This window comes from Arthrobacter sp. JCM 19049, assembly GCF_001310435.1.
In genome coordinates this window covers 1-3116 of record NZ_BAXF01000252.1, presented here as the reverse complement: position 1 = coordinate 3116, position 3116 = coordinate 1, and the positions used below count along the sequence as shown (strand labels likewise).

The 3116-nt window shown below is 64.4% G+C and carries 2 protein-coding genes and 2 pseudogenes; 2 read left to right on the top strand and 2 right to left on the bottom strand.

The window, feature by feature from the left end; genetic code table 11:
• Both JCM19049_RS20145 and JCM19049_RS10470 read right to left on the bottom strand, forming a co-directional pair.
• A pseudogene (locus JCM19049_RS20145) lies at positions 1-345 on the bottom strand (magnesium chelatase domain-containing protein); the annotation flags it as partial.
• The gene (locus JCM19049_RS10470) at positions 342-701 is read right to left on the bottom strand and encodes a YraN family protein (protein WP_054821560.1); all 360 of its coding nucleotides are present in this window, start codon (positions 699-701) and stop codon (positions 342-344) included. The pseudogene JCM19049_RS20145 and the gene JCM19049_RS10470, both read right to left, overlap by 4 nt.
• Positions 702-1127: 426 nt before the next feature.
• On the opposite strand from JCM19049_RS10470, the gene JCM19049_RS10465 reads away from it, so the two are divergent.
• Both JCM19049_RS10465 and JCM19049_RS20140 read left to right on the top strand, forming a co-directional pair.
• A complete protein-coding gene (locus tag JCM19049_RS10465; protein WP_054821561.1) occupies positions 1128-2396 on the top strand; it encodes a glycine betaine/L-proline ABC transporter ATP-binding protein in 1269 nt (422 codons plus the stop codon).
• Positions 2396-3116: pseudogene (locus tag JCM19049_RS20140) on the top strand (ABC transporter permease); the annotation flags it as partial. The gene JCM19049_RS10465 and the pseudogene JCM19049_RS20140, both read left to right, overlap by 1 nt.

Sequence of the window (3116 nt, the reverse complement as noted above, 5' to 3'; positions counted from 1 at the left end):
GGCGCAGGGTTCCATCCAGTCCGAGTTCGGCCAGGTATACGGTGTGCGGGCAGGCGCTGATCTGCCGGTCAGCGCTCAGCGCGGCGAGCACGATGGCCAGGTCGAAGCCGGAGCCTGCTTGTGCATGGTGGCCGGGGACAGGTTCACGGTCAGTTTCCGGTTCGCCAGTGCGATGCCGGTGTTGCGGGCCGCGGCTTGATCCGTTCGCGGGCCTCGCGCAGCGCCGCGTCGGGCAGCCCCAGGATCACGAAGCCCGGGATGCCGTTGCCCAGATCCGCCTCGACCTCCACCATGGCGCCACCCAGCCCGGCCCAGGGCCACGCAGCGCGTGCGTGCCAGCGTCATGACGCCACCCGCTGGTGGTGCTCGATCCGCCAGCCGCCGGGCTCGGGGTAAATGCAGATCACATCCACCCTTAGTTCGGGCAACCATATTCGCTTTTCCCTCGACCATTCGAGTAATAGGCGCTGGATTCGCTCGTACTTTTGTCGGGAAATTGCGTCAAAAGCGCTGCCGAATTTGTCGTTGGTTCGAGTTTTGACTTCGACGGCCATTATGTGTCCACCACCTCGGGTCACCAGGTCCAATTCGCCCCGCTGGCAGCGCCAATTCCGCGCCACGACCTCGTGGCCTCGACTGGCCAAAAAGGCCGCCGCAATGCTCTCCCCTCGCACCCCCAGCCGCTGGTTGTGATTGTCCATGTCTGCCCCCTGCCGGTGAAGTGGGAAACCATGTGACCAGTATGTGCGTGGGTACCCTCCCCCGATTGCGAAGGCAACCGGTTGTGATAGTGATCCATAACATTTCCATAACAACCTCTTTTGCCGCGTCATTCTGCGGAAAAGCGTGCTTACACTTGGACATATTTCGAGGGGAATGGTGCCGGTCAAAGTGTGCTTTTTCGTTTGATCTTGTTACGCTCGGTTATTGGCGGCGACGCGTCCGACACGACCGCCAGCAAGGAAACCAAGGGCCATACGCGGTCCAGAAGTTACTGATTTGGGCCGCGTCAGTCAGGATGAACACTCGCATTTTTCAGTTCCGCCGGGCACGTTGTCGGGCGCCAAAATCCTGCGGCCCGCTACCAGCCGTGACGCCTGATGGGCGCCAGGCGGGCAGTGGAGAACATGACCACCAATATCGCCGTGAAGGTCGAGAACCTGTACAAGGTCTTCGGCCGTAAACCGAAAGAAGCGGTCAAAAAGCTTAAAGCTGGCTCGACGAGGGATCAATTGCCCTCCCACACGACCGCGGCTGTCATCGATGCCTCCTTCGAAGTCAAGGAAGGCGAAATCTTTGTTGTCATGGGCCTTTCGGGCTCCGGCAAATCGACCCTGATCCGCACCCTGAACGGTTTGTGGGATGCCACCGACGGCACCGTGAGCCTGGGCGGGGACAAGATCACCGGGATTTCGGCCAAGCACCTGCGTGAGGTGCGCCGCAAGCGGGTCTCGATGGTCTTCCAGCACTTCGCGCTGCTGCCGCACCGCACCGTGCTGGAGAACGTGGCCTACCCGCTGGAACAGCAGGGCGTGGGCAAGAGCGAACGCTTGGCCTCGGCCGCGAAGATGCTGAAGATGGTGGGCCTGGATGGCTGGGGCGAGAAGATGCCCTCGGAGCTCTCCGGCGGCATGCAGCAGCGTGTGGGCATCGCCCGCGCACTGGCGGCCGACACCGACCTGCTGCTGATGGATGAGGCCTTCTCGGCCCTGGACCCGTTGATCCGCCGCGAAATGCAGGAACAGCTGGTCGAGCTGCAGGCCACCTTGAACAAGACCATCGTGTTCATCACCCACGACCTGAACGAGGCCATGTTCCTCGGGGACCGGATCGCGGTGATGCGCGACGGGCAGATCGTGCAGGTGGGCACCCCCGAGGAGATCCTCACCGACCCGGCCAACGACTACGTGGCCCAGTTCGTGCAGGACGTGGACCGCGCCCGGGTGCTGACCGCCTCCTCAGTGATGGAGCCGACCCGCGCGGTGATCCAGGCCAACGCCGGACCGCGCTCGGCGCTGCGCACCATGCGCGACCAGTTCCTCTCCGCCGCGATCGTCACCGGCCGGGACCGGAAGGTGCTGGGGATGATCACCGACCGTGATGCGCTCAAGCTGGTGCGCGCCGGGGAAAGCTCGATCGAGGCCAAGATCCAGAAGCTGGAGACCGTGGACCGGGACACCCCGCTGGTGGACCTGTTCGTCCCCTCGGTCGAATCCCGGCTGCCGGTGGCGGTCACCGACGCCGAGCACCGGCTGCTCGGGGTGATCCCGCGGGTGACCCTGCTGGCCGCCCTGGCCCAGACCAACCCGCCCACCGAGGAGATGACGATCCTGGACAAGCCGCTGCCCAGCGATGTGGTTGAACAAGCGCTGATGAGCAGCCCGGAGGTGAACTAGTGGAATTCCGTATCCCCATCGGAGACGTGGCCGAGGACGGCGTTGACTGGATCGTGAAGAACCTGGACGGACTGTTCCGGGTGCTGCGCGCGATCTTCGTGGAAATGTATGACGCGGTGGAAGTGGTGCTCTCCACTCCCCCGTTCTGGGTCATCACCATCATCGTGGCGCTGATCGCGCTGCTGGCCCGCGGCTGGCAGTTCATGCTCGGCTCGGTGATCGGGCTGCTGCTGATCGTGGCCATGGACCAGTGGTCCAACGCCATGGTCACCCTGGCCCTGGTGCTGGTGGCCACGTTCTGGCGCTGGTGATCGCACTGCCGCTGGGCATCTGGGCGGCCAAGTCCCACGCGTTCTCCAACGTGATCCGCCCGGTGCTGGACTTCCTGCAGACCATGCCGGCGTTCGTGTACCTGATCCCGGCGCTGATGCTCTTCCGCGTCGGGGTGGCCCCGGGCATCGTGGCCACCATCATCTTCGCCCTGGCCCCGGGCGTGCGCTTCACCGAACTGGGCATCCGCTCGGTGGACAAGGAAGTGGTGGAGGCCGGTCAGGCCTTCGGCTCCTCCCCCGGGCGCATCATGCGCCAGATCGAGCTGCCGTTGGCGCTGCCTACCATCATGGCCGGGGTCAACCAGGTCATCATGCTGGCCCTGTCCATGGTCGTGATCGCCGGCATGGTCGGCGCCGGCGGCCTGGGTGGCGACGTGATCGCCTCGCT

Coding starts and splice junctions, on each gene's coding strand:
- JCM19049_RS10470 (WP_054821560.1), bottom strand. CDS start 701: ATGGACAATCACAACCAGCGGCTGGGGGTGCGAGGGGAGAGCATTGCG.
- JCM19049_RS10465 (WP_054821561.1), top strand. CDS start 1,128: ATGACCACCAATATCGCCGTGAAGGTCGAGAACCTGTACAAGGTCTTC.